This window comes from Afipia sp. GW823-FHT06G09 (genome assembly GCF_058794875.1).
In genome coordinates, this window is sequence record NZ_JBXAHF010000005.1 from 314,997 (window position 1) to 337,924 (window position 22,928).

The window sequence follows — 22,928 nt, forward strand, 5'->3', positions numbered from 1 at the left end:
GGGTTCTGGTGCCTCGCTACACTGCTGCTGCTTCACCCTGCGCTATACTGCCATTGACAACACGTCGTGTTTTCGACTCCCGACCGTTCATCTTGGGTACGCTTTCCACCCGTCCAATAGCCGCGACAAGCGCCATATTGACGTCTTCGATCCGACCGAGTTTGACGAGTGTCGCCGCTAGACTGGAGAAGGCCTCCGGTAGATCTGGCTTCAATCGAATGACCTCTCGATAGGCGTTGACGGCTTCAAGATGGTGCCCCAGCGCATCGCACGACTGCGCAAGGCACAGCCAGGGTTTGTAAATCTCTGGTCTGATCCCGGTGAGCGTCTCGAAGAGCCTCTTGGCGCCGGCGTGGTCGCCCTTGCTGACCAACAGCTGACCGAGCCGATGGATCGCATCGGCATTCTTCGGTTCGATCTCCATAATCTGCCGGTAGCCATGCTCGGCTTCCACGAGCTTTCCCTTCTGATGAAGCTCCGTCGCCTCTTGTAGAACGTCGGGGATGGTTCGCTGATCGAGCCTGCCGCCGAGATTCAGTCCATTCTTTGTGCCTATCATGACAAAACGAATGCGGCGCTCCTTCACACCGAATGAGTACTTGTAGGTTTCATTGCCGCGCAGAAAATCATATTCGGTAAATCCGTTCGCAATTGCATGCCGAATGCTATGGGCATGCAAAATTACACCTGGCGGCGGGCCATCGAATGTCTCATCTCGTCCGGTCATGTAAAACAGGAAAGAGCGTTTCCGCTTGTCGATCAGTGTCGCAAGCGCCGCGAGCGGTCGGTCTTCTTTCCAGAGTGTCGGCAAAAATAGAAGATCGGCCCTGAAGCTTCGCGTCAGCATGGCCCGATTAGAGCGTATCAGGGTATGAACCAGGTCGCCTTTTCGCGGCGTCCATTTAACCTCCCAGAATCGAAGCAATGTATTGAGATCTCGCTCAATCGTCTCTGATGTTGCGACGGTGATGCGGTACTCGCCGGTTTCGTCAACAAGCCTCAACAGGCGTCGTATTTTCTGCCGGGTGTTCGCACTCAGCATATCGAGGTATGCATTCCAGTCCGGCGGAAGCGCCGCAAACGGACATAGATTATTGTCGATATTGTCGACCTTTCCGATGCGGTTGATCTCGCTGGTCTGGAAACTGGCTTTCGGAAAATGCGCCAACAGAAGTCGGATACGTGGCTCCGACATACGAATGTTTTCGAGGTTGAGGCGGGCCCAATTCATCCGCTTCAGATGCCGGGCAAATGCCGGAATGGCCTGATGCTCTAATCCCGGCGCGCAGAGAATGCCGGTGTAATCGGCGGAGAAATTACCGGCCATATTTAGTTCATTGTGGAAACGCGCGTTCTCCAGCTTCGTTTGGATACGCAACGGCAGAAATGCCACGTAAGGCGCATCTGCCTTTTCGCTCGCTTTTGCTCCAAGAACAAACCAGGGGCTGGAGATTTGCCCGAGCCAACCCGAAAGCCATTTCCAGGACATGAACAACTGGGCATCCGGATCCGCGTCATAAACGGCGTTCCAGTTCTCTTCCAGCCGGGTGAAATCCGGTAGCGTGTTTATGACATCAATTCGCACGGTGTGACCTCGCTTGTGATGCTCAATACCTTGAACCAGCGCTTCAACCTTCCTCCGCAAACCTCGTTTAAGATCGCAATTTCCTTCCTCATCGCTCGCGGAACGCGCGCGTCATACTGTCGTGGATCGGCTTCACGATGTACTGGAAGAACGTTCGTTCAGTCGTCTTGACGTAGACTTCCGCCGGCATACCTGGCGTCGGGCTGAAACCCGGGATTGCGGCTGCTTCCTCATTATTCAGCTTGACGCGGATGATATAGATGTCGGTCGGCCCAACTTGTTGGGATTTTTTCTCGTCGGCCAACGTATCGGCTGAAAGATAGATGACTTCTCCCGATATCATAGGCGTAATGCGCTGATTGAGAGCGCTGAGCCGAACCGTTGCGTGCTGCCCATGCCTGACGCTGTCGATATCCTGCGGGCGCACGCGGGCTTCGATGATAAGTTCATCCTTGAGCGGCAATATTTCCATGATGTTCTTGCCGGCTTCGATCACGCCTCCTTGCGTGTGATACCGCAACTTGACGACTACCCCTCTGACGGGCGCCGCAATGTGAATGCGGTCGAGCACACCCTTTGCACTCAGCATTCGCTCGCGTACATCGACCAATTCGCCCCGCACCTCATGCATTTGCTCTACTGCGGTCTTGATCGCGGTCTTCTTGACGCCGTTGATCTGTTCAAGAGCTTTCGCGATGCGCTCTTTTGCGTCGCCGATATCGCCCATGATCCGGCCGACCTCTCCATCAAGGTTCGCTTGCGACCTTTGCAGCAGCAGAACCTCCGGCTTCCTTACCAAGCCGGTCTTCAGGAGATACTCCTTGGCTTCGATCTCCTCCTCGATGAACTTGATCTGGCGGCGGACACCGTCGAGCTGAATCCTGGAACCCTGAATTCTTTCGTTCAGCGCGTTGATGCCTTCATTGATGCCCGCGATATCGCTGTTCATGTTATTCCTGCGGGCTGTGAATGTCAGTTTTTGACTACCCAGAATTTCCTTCACTTCGGGCTCATCCATCGCCTGAATCAGTTCATCGGGAAACGTGATTTCATCGGCTTCGCTCATTTCGGCCTGCAACCGGGCATCCATAGCCGTCAGTCGCATGCGGCGGAGAAACAGGCGACGCAGCTCGGCGCGCGGAGCGGTTTCATCCAGATCAACCAGCAACTGTCCCTGCTCGACGATATCGCCCTCGCGCACGTAGATTTCACGTATGACGCCGCCTTCGAGGTGTTGAATGATCTTGTTTTGGCCTGTTGCAACAAACACACCTGACGCGACAATGGCGCCGGCGATCGGAGCCATATTGCCCCATACGCCGAAACCCATGACCATAACCGCCATAATGAGCACGCCGCCAATCGTCGGGAGACGCGTCGACCGCGGAAGCGAATCGTACCAAGTGCCTTCAGCTACCGGCTCCTGCGCAATGAGTTTTTTGTCTGACACAACGGCACCTCGATAATCCTGTTAGATTCAGATTTCCCTCATCAAGAATTCAGCATCGGCGGCCCGTCACCGCCGCTTGGTTTGCGCCCGGAAATGAGCGGGATGATCTCGTCGCGCGTGCCGAACGCCTGTACCGCACCGTTGTTGAGGATCATGATCTTGTCGACGCTCCTAAGAAGCGCGGCACGCTGCGTGATCGTCACGACCGTTATCTGCTTCTCTTTTGCACGAATGAGCGCCTTGGCCAGCGCCCGCTCGCCATTTGCATCTAGATTTGAATTTGGTTCATCGAGAACCATCAGGCGCGGATTGCCATAGAATGCGCGCGCGAGCCCAATTCGCTGCCTTTGACCGCCGGACAACGGGCTTCCGTCCATGCCGACAATGGTTTCATAACCCTGGGCGAAACTCGATATCATCTCGTGAACGTCGGCTGTTTCTGCCGCGTCGAAGATATCTTCATCGATCGCATCCTGCCGCATGCGTGCGATATTCGCCTTGATGGACGCGGGGAAAAGCTGGACGTCCTGCGGCAGGTAGCCGACGCTTTCGCCGAACTGACGCGTGTCCCAGTTCCGAAGGTCCATCATGTCCAGGCGCACATTGCCGGCCGTCGGGATAATTGAACCCACAAGCATGCGCGCAAGCATGGTTTTTCCGGTTCCCGAGTCACCCACGATCGCCAGCGACTCTCCGGGTTGCAATTGGAAGCTGATCCCGTTCAGGATGACTTTCTTGGTGGGCGGCGGAACGTACAGAATGCGCTCGACGCTGAGATGACCCTGCGGGCGCGGAAGCCGTAAACGGTCCATGTTCAGCGGTGAATTTTGCAGAAGGGCTTTGACACGCCCGTAGGCGGAACGCGCCTGCACAAAGCCACGCCACCCCTCGATGGTCCCTTCCATTGGAGCAAGCGCGCGGCTCGCCACGATCGAGGCCGCGATGATCATGCCGCTGGTCAGTTGGCTCTCCAATGCCAGCCACGCGCCCCAGCCCAGAATCGCGATTTGTGTGCAGAGGCGCAGGAATTTCGAGATTCCCGTCATCATGATGTTGAGATCTTGCCCGGCGACCTGCGCCTTCAAAGACTCGACCGTTTCGTTGCCCCAGACCTGAACGCCCTCCGGGATCATGCCCATGGCATTGATAACCTGAGCGTTGCGCGCCATCGCTTCTGCCTGCAGGTTGGCGCGGGTCCCAAAAGCATTCGCCCGTGTAAATGGAATGGCCGTGATCTTTTGATTCAGTATGGCGACGGCCATAAGACCCAAGCCGGACGACAGAACGATCAGCCCGAGTTGGGGATGGATCAGAAAAACAACCGCGAAGTAGACAGGAGCTACTGGCGCGTCGAACATGGTCAGCAGCACCGGCCCGGTGATGAATGCGCGCAGATGCTGAAGGTCCGCAAGTGTCTGAAACTCACGACTCGAACCACCCTGCGCTGCTTTCGCAGCTGCGCTTAAAACAGGACCGCCCAGCCGCGCTTCGGTTTCGACTGCAACGCGCATCAGGATAATACGGCGCATCATATCCATCAGCACGTGCGCACCAATCGCCACCACCACGATCATCGACAGCATGACAAGCGTGTCGGTGCTTCTGCTCGTCATCACGCGATCCGACATGTTGAAAAGGTAGACGGGGATCGCGAGGACGAGAAGGTTGACAGCGATGGAGAATATCCCGACGGTCACAAGGTTGCGCCGCGCGTTGGCGAGGCCTTTGCCGAGAGCATCTCGGAATTCATTATCGCTGGAACGCTTATGCAAGGGTGTCGAACCGCCGCCGCCTCCGCCGCCTCCCCCGCCGTTCGACGCTCCTTTATTTCCACCCCCGCCTCCATTCACTACGGATGGGACCGGTGCACCGGGGCTGATCGGCGAGCCGCTTGCCGGCGGACGCGCATCACTTTGCGGTTCTGGTGGGGTCTTCGCCACCTCCGGTGGCGCGGGATCGTCGGATCGCTTGGCTGCGCTGTCTGCCGCGGACAGGGCTTGCTGGATTGAAACGGCGACCCCGGACTGATCTTTCGCCAGTTCGGAAGCTTCCTTATGCGCCACGTTTGTGCCGCCTCGCGTATCATGACGGGCCGGAAAAGGGACAACCGCTGCAGGGCGCAGTTTCGCGCTCTCTTCGTCGGTCAAATGCGCAGACGCGCTGGCCTTAATGTGAGGTTCGTTGTCGCCCCGTGTCATGTACCCCGGCCTCCACAACGCCGATTTGGTTCAACTCGATGCCTTCGTTTTTCACAGCACCTTTACCGTTCAGTGCGTGACACTTGCTATTGGATCCTCATGCACCGGCGTACTTAGTACCGGCTGCGCCACGGGCGCCTCCTCCTGACTATCGTTGACGAAAGCGATCAGCTCCGGAACCAGGGCCTGTGCATCGTGATTCAGCGCATGACCTTTGTCGTCCGGCAGGAGATTTGCCTGCACAAGGATGGTATCGCCGTACACCTGACCGTTCACGAAGGTGTTGGTCGCGCCAACATCGACGATTGCCGCGTCATTGCTCAAGCTGTCTTTCCCGCTTGTCACAGACTGAATTTCGTTTCCATCCGGGTGGAGGGTTTGAGCGGCAACCGACGGCGCGCCTATGAGCTGCGCGATGACATTGACGTCAGACGTGACGTTGGTCTGCCAGATAGCATTCAGATCGTAATAGTCACCGTTGACGTACAGCACGTTGAATACGCCACCGGACCCGTCAACGAATTTTCCGTAAGAAGGATCGAGGGTTGTCGCACCGTCTCCGACCGCAGAAACAAGGCTCTTGAGATTGTCATTCATCGGATCGAAATTGTTATCGCCATAGTTTTCGATCGTTGCCGTATTGCTTAACTCGTTCTTGCCCGACACGACGGACTGTGACGGATCTGTACCGTCTGCAAGCATCTTGATGTAATCATTGTTCAACAGGATGTTGTTCTGGAAGATCACATTCATCCCGTGATACGCACCGGTCACAATGATCAGATCATAGTGAATCGATCCATCAAAAATCTGAGCCAGGTTACCAAGCTCATTGCCGCCCGCCTGAATGACGTAGTGCGAGTCCGAACTACTCTGAGCAATGATATCGTTGTCAGACAGATAGTTCATCTGAACTAGGGTATGCACGTCGTAGTAGTTGCCGTCTACGACATCCACATTCCAGTGTGGCCCGGCAAAGGTGGCTTTCAAATCAGCATAAATGCCGGGGTGCTGGACGAAATCGGCGGTATTGGTTGCCTGATCGCCACCTGTCGCGATTGGGAGCCCTTGCCCTCCCATAACATCGACGTGGTCGTGATCCATTGTGGAATTGGTCTGGAAGATCGCATTGGTCTTGAAGTAGTCGCCCATCACGATCATCGAGCGTCCGGACTCGCTCAGATCGACGATCAACGAGGCGTTCCAGCTATTGTTGCCTCCGGCCAACGCCCACTGTCCGAGATCGTGTCCTAGATCTGGAGTGGGGTCAGGTGGGGGTAGCGGCACTTGGTCCGGCGGTGTCATAGCCGGATCCTGCAACACTCCGTTCAGGTAATAGCCAGGCTCGACGGAATGGGTTTCAGGTGCTCCAGCGCGCAAGGCAAGGTTGTCGTCGTGCGAGTTGGCGAGATCGGTGAGGCCGGTTCCATTTTGGGGAATCCACCACTCTTTCGGAATCTGATCGTTGGCCCCGTCCGCCATTCGTTGAAGGATCGCCTCGGTGTGAGCTGTAAGCTGTTCGGCCTGAACAGATACAAGCGCGGCGGCCGCATCTCCACATCCAGAAGGCAACACAAGAAGGCTGTCATCATCTGATAGAGCATTGACTTGATGAACATGCAGCAACGACTGCTCTCCGCCCGGCTGATACTGGACGGTGATATGAAAATCGTATCCCACGCCTCCGGCTCCGCCGGCCGAAGTAGGCCATGACAATCTTGGAAGGCCTCCTATCCCGTCATCATCCAGGTCGGGGCGGAGTGGCGGCGGGCTTAATGATCTTGTTGGATGAACCCGGGACGCTTGATAGTCTTCAAATGGAAGTGCCTCCGGCCCCCCCAAGCCCCGGCCGTCAAGACCAGCGAAATCTGGATTTGCATTGTAATCTGGCAACTTCGCAACGTAATCGTCTTGAATTTGCCGAAACGACGACTGATCGTAGTCGATACGATCTCGCGCGATGTCGTTTATGATTTTGAGATAGCCTGCGAAATGATAAACTACTTCGGTAATGCCGCCGGGCACCATGAGAGCCTCCTATTTCAGGCTCAAGGAATCGACGATCCTGCGGAGCTAGCCGCGACATCAAATCGTTTTTGGTCGTGTGAGCATGATGGTTCAGGGAAAACCCGCGCGGCGGAGCCGCGCGGGTCTAATTGTGTCAATTAGCTGTGCAGATCGTGACTGTCTTGAATATCGTGACCTGCCGCCTGGATGGTCATGCTGTTGAACTGGATGTTCGCACCCTGTGTGATGGTCTGGTTGAATGCGTCTTGTGTCAGGGCCGCGTCGGCGTGCGAAACTGCACCGCTTGCGTTGGCACCGATGACATCTCCCATCTTGGAGTCCAGCTTGGCGTCGCCGCCCTCGGCCTTCGCGTCCATATGGAAGTCACCATCGCCGCCCTTGAACGAAACCTTCGGATCGCTCAGGTGGTCATTGTCAACCAGATTGTTGATCTGATTGAGATCGAAGGCGTTGCTGTACCCGCCGTTGAGGGTCTGGTTCACCACTTCCGGTATGATCACCGAGTTGTGGATATCGTTGATCCCGTGGAGATCAATAACCGGGCTGCTCAGACCGTCAGCCTTGAGGTCAAGGTCAACCTTCACATCGACAGCGACATTGACCTTGTTGTCGACGGTATTCTCGACCTTGTTGTCAACATTGTTGTCGACGCTGTTGTCGGCCTTGTTGCTTACCTTGTTGTCGAGATTGTTGTCGACCTTGTTGTCGTTGGTGTTGCTGTTCTTGTTGTCGTTCTTGTTATCGTTGCTGTTGTCGTTGCCGTTCTTATTGTCACTCTTGGAATCGAGCGACTGAACAGCGAGCTGGGCTTGACCTTGGGCCTGACCTTGACCTTGTCCCTGAAGCTGTCCCTGCAAGTTGGCCTGCTTCTGATCCTGGTCTTGCTTCTGGTCTTGATTCGGATCGTTCTTCTTCGGCTTCGGATAACCCATGACGAACTCCTATGGGGTAGGAGCATCTCATCGCCTCGAAGATCGCTGATCTTCTACGTCTGCGATCGTCAACGCGCTACGATGCGGTTGAGGTCGGTCTCCCGACTGCGATCCCCTCGCAATTATTTGCGAGACTCCGCATCGTCAGCGTTGCTTATGTAGAAGGCGGGGAATAGCCGCACATTCGAGCATTACGAATCGTCTTAAGCATTAGGCGAAAGTCACCGATCGATGTGATTCCAGCGGCTCCTAAGCCATTCGAGAGTCCCCAAGCTAATCCTTTCGACTAGTCAGGGGTCACCCAAGTGGATTATCATGCACGTCAGGATTGTGGCGATCACGGTGCGCATAGCAACAGCTAGCAGAAGAAGCCTAAGCGCAGGACCGCGAGAACGCAGCAGTAATTTAATCAGCTCGGCGGCTTGTCCACCGAAAAACCCGTCGCCTCACCTGTAATCGCGGAACTGCGCCAAGCCATATCAAGGCGATGGTTTGGCCGAACCCAAATGACTTTCCAGGCGCGGCAGTAAATCCCAGATATCGCGGTTGATGCGCGTCATGTCCTTTGTCGCCTTCACCATGCTTTTCAGCCGCGCTTCATCCATCGGCTTCATTTCACCGAACCGAAGACTATCCTTTGTTTGCACGATGCGCATCGATTGCGTGTGGGTGATCTGACCGCTCGCGTCGACAATGTACATGCAGTGGTTGAATTCGTTACGGATAACGGTCGACTCATTAAACCGCTCAATGATCTTGGAAAGCGCCTTCTCGAGATTTGGGTCCCGGATGGTGATCTTCGCCAGACGCTGAATCAGATCCAGCCGTGCGCGCGTGGTGTTAAGCGTGGCAAAGGTCAGCGCCGCAGATGCCTGATCCGTTCGCAGAAGGAGCATGAGAACGTAAATGAACAGACTCTCGTTATTGGTCCAGCTTGAAACCAGATTACCGATCAGCGCCAGAATGAGCGTGCGGCGATCGGCCGACGCGGGCGCCGATGCTGCAAGCGCCTCGAAATCGGGCTTTGTCGGAAGCCGGCTGGACACCATGGACAGGTCCACTCCTGACGGGTCTGGAGCACCGCACGATTATTGATGTATGATCCAGCAGGTCCTTGAACAAAACAAGGGCGGCATTGGCATTCTGAGACTTTTTGGAGACATTGCGGAGTGCAGCGACATGTGGCGCTGGGCCCTAGACCTATCCAAAGTTCGCAGAGCTCACAGGGCTGCAACCGCTGTGATCTCGCCCATGGTCGAGAAAAGCCGCCACCGCCTCGGGGGCATATCTGACCTCACATGGTCGGACCCATACATGGTCGGCTTCATGGTCATGTTGATCACCATCGCGGCCAGGATCGAAGCCGGCAAGATCGAGGGCGAGGCTTTGTGTCGCGTACAGGCCAGATCTTGGGAAGACATCACCACGATACGATCCGGCCTAATCGGCGAAGAGGTGCTTTTGTTGAGCACCTCATGCAATCGAGATTTTGAAACCGGCTGCCGGAATGCATTCACCTTCGGCTCGATGCTTGTCGGGAATTCAATCCTCTTTGCCGGCGCCGGGGCAGGATGGCAGGACCGGCCCCGCGACCTGCAAGAAGCCGATTGGACAATCGCAGAGCGGGATGACGTATCAGCTGCGTGGGAGCGCTTTTTCGATGCGCACGTTTCAGCTCCCGTTCGTGACATGATGGCAGAGTCAGGCGTAGTCCCTCTCTAAAGTTCCTTGTGGAACCCGTTGCAGGACACGTTTGACGTGCAGGCAACTTTCAAAACGCAAGTTTGTGCAGCGCGATGGAGCCCTCACATAAAAACGTTGCAGGATTGCAAAAAAAGGGGACTATACTGAGGATTAAAGGCAAATTGATTAGACCCGCTAAACATTGCGTTTTGAAATGGAAAGGCCCGTGCGACCACCGAAGTAATGAGTAGGGGCGTATTATGAGTATCAACGGCTATTCATACTCACTTTCATTCCGTAAACGACACCAACCTTTGGACGATTTGTCTGAACAATTTTCTAGTAATGAATTTCCAGAACCTCGTGCCAACCAGAATACGATTCAGCCGCACAAGATTCATCCCAGCGATCGTTCTCAGCAATTTGCAATCAAGCAATCTCTTCTAAAACGATCGTTGCCGAATAGAGCTCGTCTTTTCACACTAGCTCCTTCCGATGGCCAACGTATCCAGCGCGAGACAAGTCCCCGCCCAGAATCGGTGTTTCGACGCGAGATCAACTCCCAGGATCCGCATCCTCACCCACCGCATCATCGCGCAGACACCAAAACCCAAACCAAACCGAATGAGATCACGCGTCTCAACGGCGTAAACGGGAAAGACCACAAGCCTGCTGCGAAGAAGCCAGGAATCGTTGTGATCCATCCACGCGCATTCTTTCGAGACTGCTTTGTTCGCTGTCTTGAAATTTCTTACAGAAGCCACGACATTTTCGCGTTCACAAATATCTGCGAATGGCGAAATTCTACCGAACAAAGCGCCCTCACCCCGACGGTCATCGTATTCTTCGTCGATGGCAGCGGATCATCCAGCGTTGCCGATCTCCAGTTTCTTGAGTCAAGTGCGGCAAGTATTCCTGTCGTCATCATGTCCGACATAGACGACACCAACTATGTGATGCATGCCTTGCGGAATGGCGCGCGCGGTTACATTCCCACAAGTTTGCCATTCAATGTTGCAGTTGAAGCCGTCCGTCTGGTGGAAGCTGGCGGCACGTTTGTGCCTGTCAGCAGCCTGGAGCTTGATAGAAACAAGCAATCGGCGACATCAAAAACGAGCGAACTTCTGACAGAACGGCAGATGATGGTTGTCGAAGCACTTTGCCAGGGAATGGCCAACAAGCAGATTGCCTATGAACTCGGAATGAGCGAGCACACCGTTAAGGTTCATCTTCGCCACATCATGCGAAAGCTCAAAGTCAGGAACCGGACGGAAGTTGCCGTCCTGACCAAAGACTTCTTTGAAAAAACAAACGAGCAAAGATGGCTGGACTCCGGTGCCGCCTCCCCTAAGGACGCTCAGTCGTCCTGAATCGCGTCGGGTAGCTTGCATCGAACCCGAGGCTAGGTCATACCGACGAAGCGCAGCACGTTAGAGGCTGCGATTGCATCTCTATAGAAACGCGGTGCTGCGGTTGGCTTGGCCAAGCGCATCAATCAGGCTTTGCTCGGTCACCGTTCCGGTAAATTGCCTGAGATACGGCGCTTCAGCGATCGACCGCTGAGCGATCGTCCGGATACCAGCCTGCTCGTCGCCGAAAAATCCGAGGTCCTTCAGGCTGGTCGGAAGGCCAATGGTCTTAAAGAAGGCAACCATGTCAGCGAGAAATTCAGGCGATCTTTGCTCAAGACAAAGCTGCGTCAACAGACCAAATGCCACCTGTTCGCCGTGGAGCGCGCCATTGAGTGACGGAACCGCCGAGAACCCGCGTGTCAGCGAATGCGCGATCGATAAGCCCCCGCTTTCAAAACCGAGTCCGCTAAGCAGAATCGTCGCTTCCACAATATTCTCAAACGCGTCGTCTGGCGCCTGTCGATCAATCGCCGCAAGTGATGCAACCGCTTCCTTCCTAATCACCCGATAGCACTGATCGGCAATCGCGACTGCGAGCGCGGCGGGGCGCGCCTTATAGAAATTCATGCCGCCCGAACCAAAGCACTGTTCCGCTTCGAATTTCTTGGAGAGCGCATCGCCGATTCCGGCAACGAAGAAACGACGCGGTGCACGCGCGATGATTGAAGTGTCGACAACGACCACGTCCGGGTTCGTCGGCATCAGCCTGACTTCCTTCAGGACATGATCGTCGGTGTAGATGATTGCAAGCCGGCTGGTTGGCGCGTCGTTCGAGGCCACCGTCGGCACCACGATGATGCCTCCGCCTCGCTGGATGCGGACACCTTTCGCAGTATCGATCGCCTTGCCGCCCCCAATCGCGATGATGACATCGGCCCTTGCAGCGTTCGCCATGGCCGTCATCGCGTCGATCTGGGCAGCAGAACATTCTCCCGAGAACTCAGCGAACTCCACGCCGTCGGTGCATGGCTGGAGCAATGTTTCGAGCTGCTTGCGAAGGGTGCCGATCACCGCCACATCCGCCACAATGAATGGTCGGCGGCCATATAGCGGAGCCAGCGTCACAAGCTCATTCAGAGCGCCGGGGCCCTGAACGTATCGATGCGGGCCACCGAATGCTCGAATGGTCATTGATCACCCCAGAAAAAATCACGCTTGCCGCCGTCCATGCAGATCAGCGCGCCATTGATAAATGCAGCCTGAGTGGAACACAAAAAGGCGATCAGCGAACCCACCTCCTCTGGTTGGCAGAAGCGGCCGAGCGGATTTTGCCCGGCGATGATCGCCCGCTTCTCCGCGGAAAACCCCGCAATCAGCGCGGTCTCGACATAACCGGGCGCGATCGCATTCACGGTAATGCCAGCACTGCCCACTTCCTTTGCGAGCGTCCGTGTAAACCCAATAACCCCTGCTTTCGCAGCCGAATAGTTCGTCACGCCAGGACGTCCGCCACCCGTAACATTCATCGACGAGGTATTCACGATGCGGCCGAAACGTCCCTCGCGCATTAACGGAACTGCGTGCTTGCTGCACAGAAAGGTGCTGCGCAGATGGGTGCGGACAATAATATCCCAGTCGTCGAGGGACATGTTTTCGGCCAGGCTTCCGAGGTGGCGTCCGCCCGCTCCGGCATTATTCACCAGAATATCGAGATGACCGAGACCGCGATGCGCTTCGCCCACGACCGCCTCTGCGCCGGACTCCTCGGATACGTCGCCGATGCAGGCTACCGCCTTCGTCCCGCTCGCGCGCAATTCGGCGACCGTGGCGTCAGCGGCCTCGCGATCGATATCATTGATCGCAATCGAACAACCTTCTGCAGCAAGCGCAAGCGCTTCAGCCTTACCGATACCTCTTGCCGCGCCGGTCACCAGTGCGGCCTTGCCTTTCAGTCCAAGATCCATGATTAGCCTTTTACTGCGCCGGCACCGAGGCCTTGAATGAAATACTGCGTCAGCAGCGCGAATGCCGCGAACAATGGCAGCGCTATCAGCGTCGATCCCGCCATGATTTCCCCCCAGCGCAGATCGAATGATCCAACCATCGAGGCAAGTCCCACCGGGAGCGTTTTGTTCGCATCACTTCCGATCATGATTAGCGCGAAAGTGTAGTCGGTCCACGACAGCAAAAACGAGAAGATCGCAACCGTGATCAGTCCCGGCAACGACAACGGCAGAACGACCCGCAGAAATGCACCAAGCCGCGTACATCCATCGACCATCGCAGCTTCCTCCAGCTCGAAAGGCATTCCCTTGAAGAATCCCCAAAGGAACCAGACGCCCAGTGGCAGCGTCAGCGTCAGATGCGACGCAATGAGCCCGGTCAATGTATCGCTAAGACCAAGTTGCGCGAAGATCGTGAACATCGGAATCGCGATCAGCAACGGCGGAAACATGTAGGCATACAACATGGCTCCGACGATCAGCTTCTTGCCGCGAATACGCTGACGCGTTACCGCATAAGCAATCATAATCGAGAAGATCATCGTTACGGCAACGGTTACCACTGCAACGATGACACTGTTCAGGAAGTGCGTCGGATAATCGGTCAGCTCAAGGAGATTTCGATAGTATTCAAGCGTAAACGGTCCGGGCAGCAAAGAGACGCGGCTCAAGAGACTCGTCGGCTCGCGCAGGCTTGAAATCACCATCCAATAGATCGGAAATGCCGAATAAACGGCTATAACAGCCGCCGCGATATAGATTCCGAGACGCGCGGGAAGCGAACGGCGGGTGATGGCCATTAGTCATCCTCCAGCGGGAAAATACGAAAATAGAAGAACACAGCTACTGACAGGATCGCGAACGAGATCGTGGCAATCGCTGCGCCTCCACCGATGTCGAACAGACTGAAGGCGTGACGATACGAGAGAATGGCAAGATTTTCCGTCGAACCGACGGGACCGCCTTTTGTGAGCAGCCAGATCACATCGAACTTGTTGAACATCCAGATCGCACGCAGCAGCACAACAACCGTCAGGATCGGCTTCAACATCGGAAGCGTGATGTGAAAAAAGCGCTGAACAGCCGTCGTCCCGTCGACCTTGGCGGCCTCGTAAAGAGATACCGGAATGGTTTGAAGCGCCGCGAGGAAGCACGTCGTGACAAACGGCGTCCACATCCAGACGCTAACCAGGATGGTTGAACTCATCGCCGCGCCGGAACTCTCGAACCAGTTCACCGGTGGCAATCCGATCGCCGCAATGGCCTTGGTGATAATGCCAATGCTGCCATCGACCATCCACTTGAATGTCAGGATGACAACGACCGTTGGCAACAGGTACGGAAGAATGGAGAGGCCGCGCACAAAGTTTCGGCCCGGGAAAACCTCGTTCAGGATCAGTGCAAAGCCTATTCCGAGGATCACCTGAAGGACGATCGATCCCAGGGAGTATACGATGCCGTTCCAGAGCGCCCGCCAGAACTCTGGCAATTGCAGGATCGTAACGTAGTTGTCGAAACCGACCCACTTGGCCGCACCGACAAACGAGTCGAGCTTGTAGAAGCTCAGGCTGATGGCATACGCCACCGGCGCGACGATCAAAACGAGCGTCACGAGAAGTCCGATCACCAGGAAGGTGTATATCGTCGCCTTCGAACTCAAATTCGTCTTTCCGTGGAAAAACCCGGCCGGGAGCATCCGGCCGGGCAGTTGGCACACGCGTTTCTTATGCCGTGAGCTTGCGCATCTTGTCGCCTGCCGCCTTCACGCAATCGGCTGCGGGCATATTTTTCAGGATGCGGTTTTGCAACATCTCGGGAATCACGAAGCCCTCAAATACCTTGCCGGGACGCAGATCCGGCACGGGGCCTTCAGTATCCACGGACGTCAGGATCATCGACTTGTCGACGATGAAGTTCTTCATCGTTTCAACAGCGTCCTTGTGCTTCTCGATCAGCGGATGAGCTCGCCAGCGAGCGTCCTCATAGACATCGAGACGAGGCGGCTGGAAGTGCAGCGGCGCCGTATGCAGGAAGTTGATATACTGGTTCTCTGTGAACCATTTCATGAACTTCATGGACTCGCTGGAATTCGGTGTCTTCAGCACAACCCAGCCGTCATAACCGTGGTTAACTGCCTTCGCTTTTCCGGCGCTGTCCATGTACGGCATGATGCCATACTTGGTCGCGAGAGCCGGCGACGTGCGCTCGAGGGCCTCAATGATGCGGCCCGCATAAGCTGTGTGCCCCACCTTGTCCGAGGAGAAATTCGACAGAACTTCACCGAAGCTCGCCTGGCTGGTGCCTGACGGCATGGTCTTGTAAAGGTCAGCGAAGAAGTCGAGATAGGCTGCAACTTTCGGAGCGTTGGCGGCATTGTCGATAGCGACATTCCATTTGTCGTCGAACAGCTTGACGCCCTCAGCCCACATGAATCCCGGCGAGAGCCAGTTGGTCGCGCCGTTGCTGCCGATCGGAAACAGCGAGCCCGAGCGGCCGTCTTCATTGAGCGCCTGCGAATTCTTGAGCATGTCGGCCCAGGTCTTGGGAATGCTCAGGCCCTTCTTCTCGTAAAGGTCCTTGCGATAATAGACCCAGGCCAGATTGTAATCGTAGGGATACCAGTAGGTCTCCCCCTTGATGGGGAAGAGAATCTTCGGTCCCCACTTGTGCTTGCTGGTCAGTTCGGTCAACGGCATCAGATGACCTTCTGCCTGCAGCAGCAGAACGTGACCAACGAATGCGAAAGTCGCAATGTCGTAAGGCTGGCCGCCGCGCAGAGAGGTCGTCACCTTGGTGAAGGCATCATCAAGCGGCACCGAGTCGACGATGACTTGCGTACCCGTCATCCGCTCGTATTCGGCACAAGCAACCTTCAGCGCACGAATGCTGTCAATCGACGTTTCGGTGTTGAGGAAACGCAAGGTCTTCTTGCCCTGTCCCCAAACCGCCGGCGCGCCGAGGGTGCCGACAGCAAGACCTGCGCCAACGGCACCCGCACCCTTGATGAGCGTCCGACGATCGATATTCGATATCTTGTCCTTAGCCATTTCCCTTGTCTCCCCTAGAAGTTTCACTGTTGTGAATGCTTGTTCTGGTTCTTGGTCGTCTAAAGTCGCTGTCCCGTTGCCTTCGAGAACAGGTGGAGCCGCCCGGCTTGCAGCCGTACGGGAATTCGCTGTCCGAATTTCCAGTTATCAACACGATCGGTGAGAATACGCAGGCGAGCGCCGCTCACCTCGCCGATGCTGAGGGTCTGCGCCCCGAGCTGCTCGATGACGCCGACCTCAAATCCGAGCGTATCGGCTCCTTCGCCTAGCGCGATATGTTCCGGGCGAATGCCAAGCACGGCATCTTCGTTGATTGCCTGGTATTGCTCAGGAAGCCTGATCCGAAGTTGGCCACTTTCGAACACGCCGCTTGTAGCCCGTCCTTCGATCAAGTTCATTTCCGGCGAGCCAATGAAGCCCGCTACGAACAGATTTACAGGGCGATCGTAAACTTCGAGCGGAGCCCCAACCTGCTGCACGTGACCGTCGCGCATGATCACGATGCGATTAGCAAGTGTCATCGCCTCAACTTGATCGTGGGTCACATACACCATGCTGGTGCCGACTTCCTGGTGCAGGCGGGCAATTTCCTCTCGCATCCGGACGCGCAGTTTGGCGTCCAGATTCGACAGCGGCTCGTCCAGCAGAAACACTTCTGGCTCACGCACGAGCGCGCGGCCAAGTGCAACGCGCTGCATCTGGCCACCCGAAAGCTGCTTCGGCTTGCGCTTCAAAAATTCATCAAGGCCCAGCATCTTTGCCGCGCGCTGAACACGCATGTCGATCTGCGCGGGCTCCATCTTCCGCATCCGGAGGCCGAAGGCGAGGTTCTCGTAGATCGTCTTGTGCGGATACAGCGCGTAGTTCTGGAACACCATCGCGATGTTGCGATCCTTTGGCTCCAGCGCAGTGACATCGCGGTCGCCAATGAAGAGCCTGCCTGAGGTAATTTCCTCAAGGCCGGCCATCATGCGAAGCGTCGTCGACTTTCCGCAGCCTGACGGCCCCAGAAAAACAACGAATTCACCATCGCGAATCGTCAAGTCGACGCCGTGAACGGCAACAACCGGACCATAAGCCTTGCGAACTTTCTCGAGCCTAATCTCTGACATGCATCACTTGCTCTGACCGGCCACGAAACCGTGGATGCGATGGTTGATCGGCGCGAGCGCCTTCTGGATATCGCGGTAAATCGGAAAACCCTGATCGTAGACAGCCGCTCGAGCTGGGTCCGGCATCGCCTGGGACACGATTTGGACGACACCGGCGGCCGCGTGCTCGTCCTCGAACACACCAATGCCGACGCCTGCCAGCAATGCGGCTCCATATGAAGCGTCGGCAACGGCAGGAAGCTCAACTGTGATGTTCAGGACATCCGCTACGATCTGCCGCCACAACGCGCTGCGCGCGCCGCCGCCCGTCAAGCGCGTCGCCGAGAACCCAAGCCCCTTGGATTTCAGGACCTCGAGGCAATCCCGCAACGAATACGCGACGCCTTCATAAAGCGCACGGACGAAGTGACCGCCGCCATGATTGAAGCCCGCACCGACGAAGTCCGCGCGCAACAGCGGATCCCAGTACGGACTGCGTTCGCCATTAAGATAAGGATGAAAGAACAGCCCTTCTGAACCCGGGCGCACCACAGCAGCACGCGCGTCCATGGCGTCGAATATGGCGCTGCCATCCTCGCCTTCACGGCGGAAGAATGTATCACGCAGCCATTTGTGCGCGGACGCGCAGGAATTGGTGGCGGCGATAACATACCAGTGATCCGGTACGACGTGGTAATAGTTGATCAATGAGAAGTCCGGCCGCGCCTTCGGTGACAGGACATTCACGGTGGCAGCCGTTGCAAGTTTCACAACGCCCATGCCCTCACGGACCATACCGGCGCCGAAGGTTTCCGCAGCGGTATCTGACGTACCGCAAACCACCGGCGTGCCTTCTGCAAGACCCGTCGCCTGCGCTGCTTTCGCCGTCACCCTGCCGACAATGGCGCTCGGCTTGACGATCGGCGGCAACGTCGCCATCGGCCAGCCGATCATGTCGCACAGCTCTTTGGACCACTCGCCTGTCTGCGCATCCAGCATCAGGGTGCCAAGCGCATCGATGGTGTCGGTTTCCCACGTTCCCGTGAACTGCGCGCGAAGCCAGTCCTTGGCAAGGTAAAGCCGTCTGACACGTGCAAACGCTTCCGGCTCGTGTGTACGCAACCACAGCATCTGCGGTAGCGTCCAGGTTGGATTGGCGCGGTTGGCCCCGATTTCCAGAATACGCGCGTCAGCCCTGTCGCGGAGTTGCTGCGTCTCCTCGCGGCTGCGCTGGTCGTTCCACAAGATCGCGGGACGGATCACTTGGCCGTCAGCATCCTCAAGCACCTGCGTATGGGCGCCCGCGGAGAACGAAATCGCGGCGATATCGGACGCAGGACGCCGCGACGCCTTCAAACCACGGAGCAGTGCGTCACATGCCGCCAGCCACCAGTCATCGGGGTTCTGCTCGCTCCAGCCCGGGTGCGGCGACGATGTCGCGACCGGTGCGGACGCCTCACTCACCAGCGAACCATCCCCCTTGATGATGCTGATCTTGAGCGAACCCGCACCGAGATCGATGCCGACGAGGAGGGGATCAGACACAGCCATGCGCCCGCTCCCCGAATGCCGCGCAGCTGGGCATCATCTCAATCAAGGTGAATGTCTTTCGCGTTCGGACTGGCACGCAAGCCAAGCTTGCCCGGATTCAGAAGATTGCCCGGATCGAGCGCATCCTTGATTTTCTGGAGTACTCCAAGGCCCGCGCCGAGTTCGCGCTGCATCCATGGGTTTCTGAAGAGGCCCACGCCGTGATGGTGCGCGATCGAGCCGCCATGCTCCAACGTCAGTTTCTGCACAGCATCCCAAAGCTTGGCATGAATCGGCAACGCCACCTCATCCGCCATCGGCGGCAGACGGATCGTCATATATTGACAAGCGCCTTCCGGATAGACGTGGGACCAGTGCGCGCCAAAATGGATGCCCGGATGAATCTTCCGCACGGCATTGCCGATGGATTCATACATCGCAGGAATCGCTGACCAGTTGCCGGTCACCTCGATGGTGTCGTTGAAATAGCCTGCATCGTGCCATTTCTGCGAATAGGCAACGTAGCGGTTTTCCTTCCAATGATGGAAAGGAGCATCAGGCCCGATTTCGCCGCCAAGTTTCTTGGCGATGCCCAGCGCCATATCCTGCTCGACCGAAACCAGCGGCTCACTGCCACTGAACATCATCATCGCCAGGTAGGGCTTGGTCTTGAACAAGGCGATGTCCTTGGTGCGCTCATCGCTCTCGACCCGATCGTAGAGCCGCACGATAGCCGGGCGCAGCTCTGCCTGCATGATGAGGCGCGCGCAGTCCAGGGCCGCTTGCTGCGTCGGGAACGCCAGCACGACGCCGCGCTCGATCTCAGGCTTTTTCCAGATTCGCAGCGTAGCTTCAGTGATAACACCGAAAGCGCCCTCACCGCCGATCATCAGATCGCGGATCGACGGTCCGACCGAGCGCCGCGCGACAGGACGCACTTCTAACGGCGTACCATCCGGCAGCACCGCCTTCAGGCCGACAACAATGTCTTCGATCTTTCCATAACGGCTGCTGGCCTGCCCGCCGCCACGGCATGCCAGCCATCCGCCGACAGTCGAAATCTCAATCGACTGCGGCAGGTGGCCGCATGTATATCCCGCTTCATTCAGCTGGCGCTCGAACTCCGCGCCGTTCATGCCCGCCTGCACGGTCACGATAGCGTCGGTCGGATTAATCGAGACAATCTTGTCGAGGCGGCGCGTGTCCAGCATGATTTCGCCGCCGAGCGGAATAGCACCACCCAGCACACCCGAGCCATTGCCATAGGGAATGATCGGAATGTTGCGCGCCTTCGCAAGCTGAACGATCCGAATGATCTCATCCTCGTTCGCTGGACGCACAACCAGGCGCGGCACCGCTCCGGCGAGCGTGCCTGCGCGTTCGCGGAAAACCGCGAACGGAAGACGGTCGCGTGCATAGCCGAGACGCTGATCGAACGATGCCAAAACGTTGGCGTTGCCAACAATTGCGCCGAAAGCTGAGACAAGGCTTTCATCAACGCGATCCGTTTCGCGCACTGCGGCGATGGTGGTAGCAGTCATGACAGCCCCTTTTCAGAGGCCAAATTCGCCACGCTCACTCGGCGCACTCCCCTGATCGCATTATGTTTTCTGGCGATTGAACAAGTAGCTTGAGCAATCGTTTGTTCAAAAAGTCGTATAAACTACGCCAGTGGTCAAGCTAAAATTTCAGCGTGGAGCTGGACCTGTGGAAGCGCGGATGACCAGACCGTCTGGCGCTAATGGCGCGACGGGTTGCGGTGTACCGCCATTCAAAAGGTCGATCAGAAGATCGGACGCAATTTCGCCCATCACTTCCGTAGGCATTTTCACCGACGTCAGTTGCGGATAGAGCATCGTCGCCACCGGTGCGTCGTGCAGGCCCACCACCGATATGTCGCGCGGGATTTGGAGACCGGCTTCATGCAACACCGCCATCGCACCAGCTGCGGTGACCAGCGTCGCACCAAGAACAGCCGTGGGCTTTAGCGCAAGAAGGCTGCGCATCGCATCCGCTCCACCCTCCGCAGTATACCCAGCGACGGCGACGAGTTTCGGATCGAACGGAATACCGTGCCGCTTCAATCCGTCGCGATAGCCGGCCAATCGTTCGCCAGCATTGAATCCGCCGGGACGGCCCGCAAGATGCGCAATCCGCCTGTGCCCCATCTGCGCCAGATGATCGACGGCAATCGCTGCAGCGGCGCGGCTGTCCAGCACGACGCAATAAGGACTCCCCGACAATTGCCGGTTCAGCAGGACGAAAGGCGTGTGAGTGGATTCAAGCTCTTCGCGCAACAAACTGTCGTCGTCGAGACTCGCGACGAGCAGCCCATCAGCACGATTGCCGTGCGACAGGCGATGATACACAGCGTCGGTCGCACCTGACTCCCTATGAGCGATCAGCAATGAATAGCCATGCCGTGCTGAAGATTTTTCGGCACCGCGAATAGCCGACGCAAACACCGGATTGTCGAGCTGGGGAACGATAAGACCGAGTGTTCGACTGCGCGAGGTCCGCAAACTCTGCGCGAGCGTATTCGGCGAATAATCCAGGCTACGAGCGCTTTCAAGAATCCGTTGGCGCGTCTCCGGGCGAATGCGCTGGCTTTCCTCGCCGCGCAACACGCGTGAAGCGGTGGATACGTCCACTCCCGCCATACGCGCAACATCGGCTAATCTCGGCCTCATCGATTTCAATATCCCAAGCAATGCCCAGCGCAACGAGCGTAGACTTGGAGGCTTGATAAAACAAGCAACCGTCAACCAATAGGCTCGACGCCATCCGGCCATCCACGTACAAAGCCTGTCGAAGAGCCCAGATAAGCGAGCCGGGATACATCCATGAGCGTTACCATCTATCACAATCCGGATTGCGGAACGTCACGCAACACGCTTGCAATGATCCGGCAAAGCGGAGCCGAGCCGGAGATTATCGAGTATCTGAAGCACCCGCCCACCCGCGCGAGGTTGCTCGAGCTTACTGCGGCGATGAGAATTTCGGTGCGCGCGCTGCTGCGCGAGAAGGGCACGCCCTATGCCGAACTTGGGCTCGGCGATCCAAAGTGGGCAGATGACGAACTTCTCGATCTGATGGTCGCACATCCCATCCTGATCAATAGGCCGATTGTCGTGACGCCCAAAAGCACCAAACTATGCCGGCCATCGGAGGCGGTGCTCGATATTCTGCCCAATCCCCACATCGGCAGATTCGTCAAGGAGGACGGAGAAGTCATCAACGCGATCTGACCGCCCGCAGGCGGCTGAACCGACACCTCACGTATGCGAGATGAAGGTCAGCTAGCCCGCGGCTCAGTTCTGTGAATCAGCCTTGGCGAAACGATCGTCGAGCGCATAACCCGCGCCACGAACTGTGCGGATCGGATCCGACTCACGCCCAAGATTCAGCAGTTTCCTGAGGCGGCCGATATGCACGTCCACCGTACGCTCGTCGATATAGATGTCACGGCCCCACACGCCGTCAAGCAACTGCTCACGGCTGAAGACGCGCCCTGGATGCTCCAGGAAGAACTCCAGAAGCCGATATTCGGTCGGACCAAGATCGATCGGACGGCCGGAACGGGCAACACGCCGGCGGTCCCGGTCAAGTTCGATATCGCCGAAGGCTAGAACCGTCGCGAGGCGCTCGGGACTCGCGCGCCGCAACAATCCTTTCACGCGCGCAAGCAGCTCCGGCACCGAGAACGGCTTGACGATATAGTCGTCTGCTCCGGTAGCGAGCCCCCTCACCCTTTCGCTTTCCTCGCCGCGCGCAGTCAGCATGATGATCGGGATCTGCTTGGTCTCCGGCCTTGCGCGGAGCCGACGGCAAAGTTCGATCCCCGAGAGACCCGGAAGCATCCAGTCGAGCACGATAAGATCCGGAACATGCTCCTTGAGCCGGGTATCCGCATCATCGCCGCGCGCGACTGTTTCGACGTCGTAGCCCTCGGCATCCAGGTTGTAGCGAAGCAGCGTGGTCAACGCTTCTTCGTCTTCGACCACAAGAATTCGGGCGCTCATTTCCAGT

19 protein-coding genes are annotated in these 22,928 nt (G+C 56.9%); 3 read left to right on the forward strand and 16 right to left on the reverse strand.

Going from position 1 to position 22,928, the window contains the following annotated elements; genetic code table 11:
- Positions 1-16 precede the first annotated feature (16 nt).
- From AC1Q67_RS22400 to AC1Q67_RS22425, 6 genes are all read right to left on the reverse strand, one after another.
- Entirely contained in the window at positions 17-1,585 is a 1,569-nt protein-coding gene (locus tag AC1Q67_RS22400; protein ID WP_492237255.1) for a GNAT family N-acetyltransferase, read from the reverse strand.
- A gap of 88 nt (positions 1,586-1,673) precedes the next feature.
- Positions 1,674-3,035: an HlyD family type I secretion periplasmic adaptor subunit gene (locus tag AC1Q67_RS22405; protein WP_492237254.1), complete on the reverse strand. Its 1,362-nt coding sequence runs from the start codon at positions 3,033-3,035 to the stop codon at positions 1,674-1,676.
- 41 nt (positions 3,036-3,076) lie between these two features.
- Positions 3,077-5,233 (reverse strand): type I secretion system permease/ATPase, encoded by a 2,157-nt coding sequence (locus AC1Q67_RS22410; RefSeq protein ID WP_492237253.1) that lies wholly within the window; start codon positions 5,231-5,233, stop codon positions 3,077-3,079.
- Between the two features lie 69 nt (positions 5,234-5,302).
- A complete protein-coding gene (locus AC1Q67_RS22415; RefSeq protein WP_492237252.1) occupies positions 5,303-7,261 on the reverse strand; it encodes a hypothetical protein in 1,959 nt (652 codons plus the stop codon).
- A 137-nt stretch (positions 7,262-7,398) separates the two neighbouring features.
- Positions 7,399-8,193 (reverse strand): hypothetical protein, encoded by a 795-nt coding sequence (locus AC1Q67_RS22420; protein ID WP_492237251.1) that lies wholly within the window; start codon positions 8,191-8,193, stop codon positions 7,399-7,401.
- 479 nt (positions 8,194-8,672) lie between these two features.
- Positions 8,673-9,242, reverse strand: a complete 570-nt coding sequence (locus AC1Q67_RS22425) for a hypothetical protein (protein ID WP_492237250.1) — start codon at positions 9,240-9,242, stop codon at positions 8,673-8,675.
- 49 nt (positions 9,243-9,291) lie between these two features.
- Here AC1Q67_RS22425 and AC1Q67_RS22430 point away from each other — a divergent pair, with 49 nt between their 5' ends.
- Entirely contained in the window at positions 9,292-9,915 is a 624-nt protein-coding gene (locus tag AC1Q67_RS22430; protein ID WP_492237249.1) for a hypothetical protein, read from the forward strand.
- 221 nt (positions 9,916-10,136) lie between these two features.
- Positions 10,137-11,246, forward strand: a complete 1,110-nt coding sequence (locus AC1Q67_RS22435; RefSeq protein WP_492237248.1) for a LuxR C-terminal-related transcriptional regulator — start codon at positions 10,137-10,139, stop codon at positions 11,244-11,246.
- Positions 11,247-11,327: 81 nt separating this feature from the next.
- Here AC1Q67_RS22435 and AC1Q67_RS22440 read toward each other — a convergent pair whose 3' ends face one another.
- The 9 genes from AC1Q67_RS22440 to AC1Q67_RS22480 form a co-directional block, all read right to left on the reverse strand.
- The gene (locus tag AC1Q67_RS22440; protein ID WP_492237247.1) at positions 11,328-12,419 is read right to left on the reverse strand and encodes a glycerol dehydrogenase; all 1,092 of its coding nucleotides are present in this window, start codon (positions 12,417-12,419) and stop codon (positions 11,328-11,330) included.
- Complete coding sequence (locus AC1Q67_RS22445; protein WP_492237246.1) at positions 12,416-13,192, reverse strand: SDR family NAD(P)-dependent oxidoreductase; 777 nt, start codon at positions 13,190-13,192, stop codon at positions 12,416-12,418. Before AC1Q67_RS22445 ends, AC1Q67_RS22440 begins: the two co-directional genes overlap by 4 nt.
- A gap of 2 nt (positions 13,193-13,194) precedes the next feature.
- The gene (locus AC1Q67_RS22450; protein ID WP_492237245.1) at positions 13,195-14,031 is read right to left on the reverse strand and encodes a carbohydrate ABC transporter permease; all 837 of its coding nucleotides are present in this window, start codon (positions 14,029-14,031) and stop codon (positions 13,195-13,197) included.
- Positions 14,031-14,891, reverse strand: a complete 861-nt coding sequence (locus AC1Q67_RS22455; RefSeq protein ID WP_492237244.1) for a carbohydrate ABC transporter permease — start codon at positions 14,889-14,891, stop codon at positions 14,031-14,033. The genes AC1Q67_RS22450 and AC1Q67_RS22455 overlap by 1 nt, the downstream gene beginning before the upstream one ends.
- 64 nt (positions 14,892-14,955) lie before the next feature.
- The gene (locus AC1Q67_RS22460; protein WP_492237243.1) at positions 14,956-16,278 is read right to left on the reverse strand and encodes an ABC transporter substrate-binding protein; all 1,323 of its coding nucleotides are present in this window, start codon (positions 16,276-16,278) and stop codon (positions 14,956-14,958) included.
- Positions 16,279-16,337: 59 nt separating this feature from the next.
- Complete coding sequence (locus AC1Q67_RS22465) at positions 16,338-17,390, reverse strand: ABC transporter ATP-binding protein (protein WP_492237242.1); 1,053 nt, start codon at positions 17,388-17,390, stop codon at positions 16,338-16,340.
- Positions 17,391-17,393: 3 nt separating this feature from the next.
- Positions 17,394-18,920, reverse strand: a complete 1,527-nt coding sequence (xylB, locus tag AC1Q67_RS22470; protein WP_492237241.1) for a xylulokinase — start codon at positions 18,918-18,920, stop codon at positions 17,394-17,396.
- 38 nt (positions 18,921-18,958) lie between these two features.
- Positions 18,959-20,440, reverse strand: coding sequence for an FAD-binding oxidoreductase (locus AC1Q67_RS22475; protein ID WP_492237240.1), 1,482 nt, complete (start codon positions 20,438-20,440; stop codon positions 18,959-18,961).
- Positions 20,441-20,587: 147 nt separating this feature from the next.
- Positions 20,588-21,763 carry a LacI family DNA-binding transcriptional regulator gene (locus AC1Q67_RS22480; protein WP_492237239.1) on the reverse strand — a complete coding sequence of 392 codons (1,176 nt, stop codon included), beginning with the start codon at positions 21,761-21,763 and terminating at the stop codon, positions 20,588-20,590.
- Between AC1Q67_RS22480 and arsC the strand changes: the two genes are divergently transcribed.
- Complete coding sequence (gene arsC / locus AC1Q67_RS22485) at positions 21,743-22,147, forward strand: arsenate reductase (glutaredoxin) (RefSeq protein ID WP_492237238.1); 405 nt, start codon at positions 21,743-21,745, stop codon at positions 22,145-22,147. The genes AC1Q67_RS22480 and arsC overlap by 21 nt on opposite strands.
- Before the next feature lie 63 nt (positions 22,148-22,210).
- Here the strand turns inward: arsC and phoB are convergent, their stop codons facing one another.
- Positions 22,211-22,921 carry a phosphate regulon transcriptional regulator PhoB gene (gene phoB / locus AC1Q67_RS22490; protein ID WP_006019438.1) on the reverse strand — a complete coding sequence of 237 codons (711 nt, stop codon included), beginning with the start codon at positions 22,919-22,921 and terminating at the stop codon, positions 22,211-22,213.
- Positions 22,922-22,928 lie beyond the last annotated feature (7 nt).

Bases quoted from the DNA above. Each gene is read 5' to 3' on its own strand.
- AC1Q67_RS22430 (WP_492237249.1), top strand. From the start codon at position 9,292: ATGATCCAGCAGGTCCTTGAACAAAACAAGGGCGGCATTGGCATTCTG.
- AC1Q67_RS22410 (WP_492237253.1), bottom strand. From the start codon at position 5,233: ATGACACGGGGCGACAACGAACCTCACATTAAGGCCAGCGCGTCTGCG.
- AC1Q67_RS22435 (WP_492237248.1), top strand. From the start codon at position 10,137: ATGAGTATCAACGGCTATTCATACTCACTTTCATTCCGTAAACGACAC.
- AC1Q67_RS22465 (WP_492237242.1), bottom strand. From the start codon at position 17,390: ATGTCAGAGATTAGGCTCGAGAAAGTTCGCAAGGCTTATGGTCCGGTT.
- AC1Q67_RS22440 (WP_492237247.1), bottom strand. From the start codon at position 12,419: ATGACCATTCGAGCATTCGGTGGCCCGCATCGATACGTTCAGGGCCCC.
- AC1Q67_RS22420 (WP_492237251.1), bottom strand. From the start codon at position 8,193: ATGGGTTATCCGAAGCCGAAGAAGAACGATCCGAATCAAGACCAGAAG.
- AC1Q67_RS22425 (WP_492237250.1), bottom strand. From the start codon at position 9,242: ATGGTGTCCAGCCGGCTTCCGACAAAGCCCGATTTCGAGGCGCTTGCA.
- xylB (WP_492237241.1), bottom strand. From the start codon at position 18,920: ATGGCTGTGTCTGATCCCCTCCTCGTCGGCATCGATCTCGGTGCGGGT.
- AC1Q67_RS22450 (WP_492237245.1), bottom strand. From the start codon at position 14,031: ATGGCCATCACCCGCCGTTCGCTTCCCGCGCGTCTCGGAATCTATATC.
- AC1Q67_RS22415 (WP_492237252.1), bottom strand. From the start codon at position 7,261: ATGGTGCCCGGCGGCATTACCGAAGTAGTTTATCATTTCGCAGGCTAT.
- AC1Q67_RS22460 (WP_492237243.1), bottom strand. From the start codon at position 16,278: ATGGCTAAGGACAAGATATCGAATATCGATCGTCGGACGCTCATCAAG.
- AC1Q67_RS22445 (WP_492237246.1), bottom strand. From the start codon at position 13,192: ATGGATCTTGGACTGAAAGGCAAGGCCGCACTGGTGACCGGCGCGGCA.
- AC1Q67_RS22475 (WP_492237240.1), bottom strand. From the start codon at position 20,440: ATGACTGCTACCACCATCGCCGCAGTGCGCGAAACGGATCGCGTTGAT.
- arsC (WP_492237238.1), top strand. From the start codon at position 21,743: ATGAGCGTTACCATCTATCACAATCCGGATTGCGGAACGTCACGCAAC.
- phoB (WP_006019438.1), bottom strand. From the start codon at position 22,921: ATGAGCGCCCGAATTCTTGTGGTCGAAGACGAAGAAGCGTTGACCACG.